General features: G+C 45.6%; 8 protein-coding genes and 1 riboswitch. All 8 genes read right to left on the bottom strand.

Annotation, left to right across the window (positions count from 1 at the left end; all coding sequences use genetic code 11):
• Positions 1 to 105: 105 nt before the first annotated feature.
• The gene (thiH, locus tag AB4507_RS19150; RefSeq protein WP_017061318.1) at positions 106 to 1218 is read right to left on the bottom strand and encodes a 2-iminoacetate synthase ThiH; all 1113 of its coding nucleotides are present in this window, start codon (positions 1216 to 1218) and stop codon (positions 106 to 108) included.
• Positions 1219 to 1225: 7 nt separating this feature from the next.
• A complete protein-coding gene (locus AB4507_RS19145; protein ID WP_065584384.1) occupies positions 1226 to 1990 on the bottom strand; it encodes a thiazole synthase in 765 nt (254 codons plus the stop codon).
• A gap of 2 nt (positions 1991 to 1992) precedes the next feature.
• Positions 1993 to 2202 (bottom strand): sulfur carrier protein ThiS, encoded by a 210-nt coding sequence (gene thiS / locus AB4507_RS19140; RefSeq protein WP_372183108.1) that lies wholly within the window; start codon positions 2200 to 2202, stop codon positions 1993 to 1995.
• Positions 2199 to 2981 (bottom strand): HesA/MoeB/ThiF family protein, encoded by a 783-nt coding sequence (locus tag AB4507_RS19135; protein ID WP_017062994.1) that lies wholly within the window; start codon positions 2979 to 2981, stop codon positions 2199 to 2201. The genes thiS and AB4507_RS19135 overlap by 4 nt, the downstream gene beginning before the upstream one ends.
• Positions 2971 to 4263, bottom strand: coding sequence for a thiamine phosphate synthase (locus tag AB4507_RS19130; RefSeq protein ID WP_017061314.1), 1293 nt, complete (start codon positions 4261 to 4263; stop codon positions 2971 to 2973). The genes AB4507_RS19135 and AB4507_RS19130 overlap by 11 nt, the downstream gene beginning before the upstream one ends.
• Entirely contained in the window at positions 4263 to 6212 is a 1950-nt protein-coding gene (thiC, locus tag AB4507_RS19125; RefSeq protein ID WP_372183106.1) for a phosphomethylpyrimidine synthase ThiC, read from the bottom strand. Before thiC ends, AB4507_RS19130 begins: the two co-directional genes overlap by 1 nt.
• 130 nt (positions 6213 to 6342) lie before the next feature.
• A riboswitch (TPP riboswitch) is annotated at positions 6343 to 6441 on the bottom strand.
• A 62-nt stretch (positions 6442 to 6503) separates the two neighbouring features.
• On the bottom strand, positions 6504 to 6887 hold the full coding sequence (gene crcB, locus AB4507_RS19120; protein WP_004736665.1) for a fluoride efflux transporter CrcB: 384 nt from the start codon (positions 6885 to 6887) through the stop codon (positions 6504 to 6506).
• Between the two features lie 100 nt (positions 6888 to 6987).
• Positions 6988 to 7990: multicopper oxidase family protein (locus AB4507_RS19115; protein WP_372183104.1), on the bottom strand; the 1003-nt coding region annotated here is incomplete at its 5' end.

Genomic DNA, 7990 nt, shown 5'->3' with positions numbered 1-7990 from the left:
GCCATGCTCGGCGCACAATGAAAAACGGCCACCTTAGGGTAGCCGTTTTTATTTGTCGATTTAACTTCGTCGATGTTTCACGTGGAACATAAATCTGCGTGTTCGCTAACCAGAGTAAGCACTGTGCCAGTCTCTCCACACAGGATCAAAACCACGTTGACGAATCATTGACTCAACATCGGCAGCACTTCGCTCATCACTTATTTCAAATTGCTCGAGTTCTTCTTCATCAGAAGCATAACCACCAGGCTGGGTTTTAGACGCAGCCGACATACTGGTGATTCCCAATGGCAACACATTGTCACGGAAAGCTGCAGACTCACGAGTCGAGAGAGACAATTCAACCTCAGGGTTTAATAAACGATACGCACAGATAAGTTGAACCAACTGTTTATCACTCATAATCGATTTAGGCTGCAAACCACCCTCACACGGACGAAGACGTGGGAATGAAATCGAGTAACGTGTTTGCCAATAAGTACGCTCAAGATAGTCTAAGTGAGCGGCCACGAAGAAACAGTCGGTACGCCAATCTTCCAAGCCAATCAAAGCGCCAATACCTATCTTATCAATACCCGCTTTTGCCAAACGATCGGGCGTTTCGAGCCGGTATTCAAAATCCATTTTATTGCCACGCAAGTGGTGTTCCGCGTAGGTACTTGGGCTATACGTTTCTTGGTAAACCATCACCGCATCTAAGCCGAGAGTTTTAAGCTCTGCGTAGTCATCTTGATCAAGCGGCTGCACTTCCATCGCAAGATAGTTAAATTGTGCCTTAATATTCGGTAGCACTTCACGGAAGTACTTCATCCCGACCTTGGTTTCATGTTCACCAGTCACCAACAATACACTATCAAACTTCATCTTTTTGATAGCGGCACTTTCAGCATCGATTTCATCTAAAGTAAGTGTGCGACGCTTAATGCGGTTCTCCATTGAGAAACCACAATACGTGCACGCATTCGCACATAAGTTTGAGAGGTACAATGGAATATACAACGACATTGTATTGCCGAATCGCTTGCGTGTGAGTGCCAACGATTGTTGCGCCATCTGCTCTAAGTAAGGTTCTGCTGCCGGAGAGATAAGAGCCTTAAAGTCTTCCAAGTCGCGTTTAGGTTTACTCAGAGCGCGCTCAACATCCGCTGCCGTTTTACTGAAGATGGACATACCAATGTCATCCCAGTTGAGCTGTTTAAATCGATCAACAAACGTCATAAGGACACTACTCGTCTAGGAATGAAGTTAGCGGACTAGAAGCAACCGCATGAGACACCTGTCCAGCAAGACCAGAAAGGTAAGCCATACGGCCAGCTTCAACTGCCAGTTTAAAAGCAATCGCCATATCAACGGGTTGTTGAGAAGCCGCAATTGCAGTATTAACTAACACGGCATCCGCGCCCATTTCCATTGCACGAGTAGCATGAGATGGCGCACCAATACCAGCGTCAACAATCACAGGGACGTTCGCTTGGTCGATAATGATCTCTAAGAAGTCTGCCGAAGCGATACCTTTGTTCGACCCAATCGGCGCACCTAGCGGCATAACCGCAGCACAACCCACCTCTTCCAATCGTTTACACAACACTGGGTCAGCATGACAGTAAGGCAACACAACAAAGCCATCTTTAACCATTTGCTCAGCCGCTTTTAATGTCTCAATTGGGTCTGGCATCAAGTACTTTGGATCAGGGTGAATTTCCAGTTTGAGCCAGTTTGTGCCTAGCGCTTCGCGAGCCAAATGCGCAGCAAAGATGGCATCCTTCGCGTTCTTCGCCCCGGAGGTATTTGGTAACAAGTTCACGCCAGCATCAATGATGGGCTGTAAAATATCATCTTGCTCAGAGCGAATATCAACTCTCTTCAACGCCATGGTTGCCAGTTGAGAACCGGAAGCTTCGATAGCACTCGCCATTAAATGTTTATTCGCGAACTTGCCCGTTCCAGTAAAGAGTCGTGATTGAAATGTTTTATCTGCGATAGTTAACATAGTTAGCCTCCTGCAATAGCTTGGAAAAGAGAAATAGCATCGCCTTCATTGACGACCCTTTGTTGCCACTGACTACGCGGGACAACCGCATTATTGATAGCAAAGACACAACCCTGATCGGGTAGTGAAAGCGCTTGGATGATATCCGCTAGAGACGACGATTGTGCAACCTGTTCTGGTTGCTCATTGATAGAGATCGTTATGTTGCTCATTGGGTTTCTTCTTCTAAATAGTTAACTGTAGATGTGCAGCAAACGGGGCATTCACTATCTTGAGTGACACTTAAGTTTTGCCAGTTCATCGTCTGACCATCAAACAGTTTGAGCTGATGTGTTGCAACCTGGAACTCGCCAGTGCTAATACGTTGAATCGCTGCCAGTGCTTGGAGGTTGCCTATGGTGCCAACAACTGGGCCTATGATGCCGCTATCGCTACAACGTGTCGTTTGTGGATGATGACTGAACGGGAACAAACAGTGATAGCACCCTTTCTGCATCTGATAATCAAAGACAATAAACTGACCTTTCCATCCGATCGCAGAACCAGAAACCAAAGGTGTCTTGCTACCAAAACATGCTTGGTTAACCTGCTGACGTGACTCAAAGTTGTCAGTACAATCCAACACCAAATCAGCGAGCATCACCTCAAGCTCAAGCTGGCTCTGAGTCATTCGCCTATTGATGGTTCTCACTTGGTTTCGACCATTAAGCTCAGTCAGTTTTTGCTTCAGAGCTTCGACCTTAGGCGAACCTAACTGGCTTTCCTTGAACGCAACTTGTCGTTGAAGGTTAGACGAATCCACACAATCATCATCAACTAATACGATTTTCCCGATACCGGAAGCCGCAAGATAGAGAGCCGCAGCATTGCCTAAGCCACCACAACCGATGACCAATACATGGCTATCTAATAGATTGCGTTGCCCTTGCTCACCCACTTCAGGAAGTGCGAGTTGTCGTTGATAACGAATGAATTCGAAATCATTCAGCATGACTTAGCTCCTGAGTTACCTCTTTAGCAGCACCTGAAGAACGGTCAGCCATTAATGCTTCGAAGAACTCAATCACTTGTTTTGGGTCTTCGGCTAACGTAATCGCACGTACAACAGCAAGGCTCGATACCCCACAACTCCACACCTGTGCGGCCGTCGACTGGTCAATTCCACCAATCGCAACTGTCGGATAACCGGTGAGTTCTTCTGTGTATGGGATAGTATCAATCAGCTGCTGATAGAGAGATAAACGCACAAGTCCTTGAGGCTTCGATGGCATCTGCTTAGTGGTGGTTGGGAATATATGCCCCAGCGCAATATAGCTTGGGTTGATTTGCACAATGCGTAGCAACTCGTAATAACCATGAGTCGATAGACCGATCTTAATACCAGCTTGGCTCAGTTGAGATAGGTTGGATTCTTCGATGTCCTCTTGCCCCAAATGAACACCAAAAGCATCATGCTTAAGTGCCAATTGCCAATAGTCATTGATAAAAACCTGAGCGTTGTGCTCTCTACCGAGTTCGATAGATCGCGCGATTTGTTGTTCTAAATCTGCTTGCTGTGGGTTCTTAATACGCAGTTGAACTGTGTTAATTCCAAGCTTGAGCAGCCTTTCGATCCACTCAACATCATCAACCACTGGGTATAGTCCTAGGCTACTCTTACTCAATTCCGGGAACGACAGTGATGTTCCTTGGTGCGCCCAACCAACACTAATATCCAGTCGCTCATCTTCGAGAACGGGAATAGGAAAGTTTTGATAGTTTGCTGGCCATGTTCCACGTGAAACACTAGATGCTGCGCGAGCTAAAACCAGTGCATCTTCTAATGGGAATTCCAACGCCAACAAAGTAAGTAACCAAGCAAAGTGGCCACGACTATCTAACTCCTGATGAGCTGGAGTTTCACTCTTGATAGCGCGATTAGAATCTAGCTGTGACCAGATATCCAATGCAGCTGAGTCATCTAAGACACCGATATAGATGGTATTCGGAGTTTGTGCCAAGGCATCGCGGACACCAGCTAGCGCCACTGAATGACTGTAATAAACGATATGATCAAGCTCACTTGAGCGACACTCCGCCAATGAATCAACATCATGAGCAAAACCAATAGATAACGCTTGCTGAGCATCAACGATAGAGAAGCATTGAGTTGGGCTTACACCCAACTCAACTGCATCGGTTGCCAAGCCTTGTCGCTTAGCAACCAATAGACAGCTTTGCACCTCTCCCGTTAGCTCAATATTTTGAGATGGGATAAGAATCTTCACTGTCATTATTCCTCTAATTGAGCTTCTTTTGCGCCTACTGCTGGGTGATAAAGTTCAGAGCCAGTATCACGGAACTCTTGTGATTTCTGACGCATCCCTTCCAACGGATTATCAAGCATCTTAATCTCGATAGCCTGATCAGCAGCCACTTGTTCAGTGTCTTTCGCGTACTCTCGAACTTCTTGAGAGATCTTCATTGAACAGAATTTAGGTCCACACATAGAGCAGAAGTGAGCAACCTTGCCAGATTCTTGTGGCAGGGTTTCATCGTGGAAAGAACGGGCTGTTTCTGGATCTAAAGCTAGATTAAATTGGTCTTCCCAACGGAATTCAAAACGAGCTTTAGATAATGCATTATCTCGGATTTGTGCGCCCGGATGCCCTTTTGCCAAGTCTGCTGCATGTGCTGCCAGCTTGTAAGTAATCAAGCCAGTCTTCACATCTTCTTTATTTGGTAAGCCCAAATGCTCTTTAGGTGTTACATAACAAAGCATCGCACAGCCGTACCAACCAATCATCGCCGCGCCAATACCAGAGGTAATGTGGTCATAACCCGGTGCAATATCAGTGGTCAGCGGGCCTAACGTATAGAAAGGCGCTTCATGGCAGTGCTCTAACTGCTCATCCATGTTCTCTTTAATAAGATGCATAGGTACATGTCCAGGACCTTCAATGATCACCTGAACATCGTATTCCCAAGCCACTTTAGTTAACTCACCTAGAGTACGTAACTCCGAGAACTGAGCCTCATCATTGGCATCTGCAATAGAGCCAGGACGTAGGCCGTCACCTAGTGACAAAGCCACATCGTACTTCGCACAGATCTCACAGATCTCGCGGAAGTGTGTGTATAGGAAGCTTTCTTGGTGATGTGCAAGACACCATTTCGCGATAATAGAGCCACCACGAGAAACAATACCTGTCACACGCTTAGCCGTCATAGAAACATAACGAAGAAGCAAACCAGCATGGATAGTGAAGTAATCAACGCCCTGCTCCGCTTGTTCAATCAAAGTATCGCGCATCACTTCCCAGTTAAGGTCTTCGGCTACGCCATTCACTTTCTCAAGCGCATGATACATAGGAACCGTACCAATCGGCACTGGGCTATTACGTAGGATCCATTCACGAGTCTCGTGGATATTACGGCCAGTAGAAAGATCCATTACGGTATCGCCGCCCCAGCGAGTCGACCATACTAGCTTCTCAACTTCTTCTTCAATCGAAGAGCTTACAGAAGAGTTACCGATATTGGCGTTCACTTTCACTAAGAAGTTTCGGCCAATAATCATAGGTTCTGATTCTGGGTGGTTGATGTTTGAAGGGATGATAGCTCGGCCTTCAGCGACCTCTTTACGCACGAACTCAGGGGTAATTTCTTTTGGCAGGTTTGCGCCAAAGTTATGGCCTGGGTGTTGGTGATTAAGCTGTTCATCAGCGAACTTCTGACGCCCCATGTTCTCACGTATCGCAATGTACTCCATCTCAGGAGTGATAATTCCCTGACGAGCATAATGCAGTTGAGTTACACATTGGTCGCCAGTAGCGCGACGAATTCGAGGCAGGTTTCCGTAACGAAGGTCGTCTAGGGTTTCATCTTCTAAACGTTCTTTGGTGTAAACAGAGCTTACATCATCGAGCAATTCCGTATCACCACGCTCTTCAATCCATTGCTCTCGCAACTTAGGAAGGCCACTATAAAGGTCTATTTCATGCGTAGGATCGGTATAAACACCTGAGGTGTCGTAGACATGAATTGGCTCATTAGGTTCGAATACAGGCTCTTTTTTGGTGCCACCAACAAGGCTATCTGCGAGGGATATTTCTCGTACAGGGACTTGAATGTCCTCTCGAGACCCTTGGATGTAAGCTTTTTTTGAGTTTGGATAAGGTTGTACAGATAAAGAATCAATGAAATTCTTCGCTTCCAGTCTTGCTTGTTTACGACTCGACATAGCATTTTTCCTTGGCTTTTAGCCATTATTTATAGGGATAAAAATGCTTGACGGATAAGATGCTACAAGAGGGATCACAGCAAGAAAATGCAGTTGTGATCTGGAGATAGATCTCTAGAAGGATTCTAGTTAGATATCTACTCTTGTTCCCTTCGCAGGTATTAGCCTGATCAGGTTCAACGGATCCCGAGTTAACGGTCTCAGCCATATGGCACTCCGACAAGTACGATCGAGTATATAAAAACGGCTTGGATAAACCAAGCCGAGTTGTTAACAAATCGTAAGAAAGTTTTAAGACTTTATCAGAAGTTGGAAGCCGATCCATGCGGCTGAAATACTGAGAACCACATTGAGCAGTACATTGAGCCCCATCTTGAAGAACGCACCCTGCTGCATAAGAAGCACGTTATCCATCGAAAACGTAGAAAATGTCGTCAGGGCTCCAAGGAAACCAAGACCGATAATTTGTCTCCACGGCTCCGTCGCAACCATCTCATTTTCAAACGCGGCGATGAGCAATCCCATAATCAAAGAGCCAATTACGTTAACAGTCAGCGTACCGTAAGGAAAACCACGCCCTAACATCACAACGCATAACTCTGAAATCAAGTAACGTGAACAAGCACCAAACGCGCCACCGATGGCGATAAAACCTAGAATAGATAACTGACCCATGAATCCTCCCAAACAATAATCCCTATATTCTAGCTTTAACGCCGATAAAAGCGAGGGTAGAAACTAAGAATGCATGCGCAAATATTAAACGTTACAGGTGTCACTTAACTTCAATATATCCCATCAAACCCGTTTTCATGTGTTCTATAACATGACAATGATACATCCAGCGGCCAGGGTTGTCGGCTACAAATGCAGCTTTAGCTCGGCCATTTTTTCCAAGTAACACTGTATCAGTATGGAAAGGTTCTTCAACTTTCTTCCCATCAAGTTCCAATACAATGAATGTATGGCCGTGAATGTGAATCGGGTGATGATATTGAGTGACGTTCTTAAGATCGAATATATAGGTTTTTCCCAGCTCTAAAGTCGCCAACGGTTCAGGGATATTATCTTTGCTCATCCCCTCCCATGCTCGTTTATTAGTTAGCCAAAACTTAGGCATAGATTTTCCATCTTTAGATACTGGAGAAACCGCCCCTTCCCATTCAAATAAAAAGTCGATTTCTTCTGCATTAGCCAAATCTAAATTGGGCACAGGATTAAGGGGTAAAGAAGGCAGAGAGCGATTCTCAACAAGGGTTGAATCTACAACCTCGAACTCACACAAAGAGAAAGGAAAGCGTCCTTTCATTTGAAGGACGCTAACTCGCCCACCGGCTTTGGGTGCTATCAGTCCAATATCCACTCGCATCCCTGGACCAATTTTATGTTGCGTCAGCTTATAAGGTGTTTTTACAGGGTTACCATCAATGGCAATCACCCATGCCTCAGCCCCTTCGACAGCTATAGGGTAAGTGATCGTATTGTCGACATTAGCGATACGTAGCCTGGTTGTTGCATGTTGTTTTAACTCATAGACAGGCTCATGTATTCCATTAACGCTACTCCACTCTCCTGGCGTACCCATGCGAGCACTGAGTCGTGGGATCATTAGATCTTTCCATTGGCCTTTCTTATCTATACGCCAATGTTTAAGCATCAGTGCGTGCTCTTCATCAAACGGCACTGGAATGCTCTCCTCAACGATAATTAGACCAACCAAGCCCATACCAAGCTGCTTAACGCTGTTCATATGTGGGTGATACCAATTAAAGTAAAAA

Origin of the sequence: Vibrio sp. 10N.222.54.A3 (assembly GCF_041474095.1) — a bacterium.
GTDB lineage: Bacteria > Pseudomonadota > Gammaproteobacteria > Enterobacterales > Vibrionaceae > Vibrio > Vibrio crassostreae_C.
This window is presented reverse-complemented; position numbering and strand designations above follow the sequence as displayed.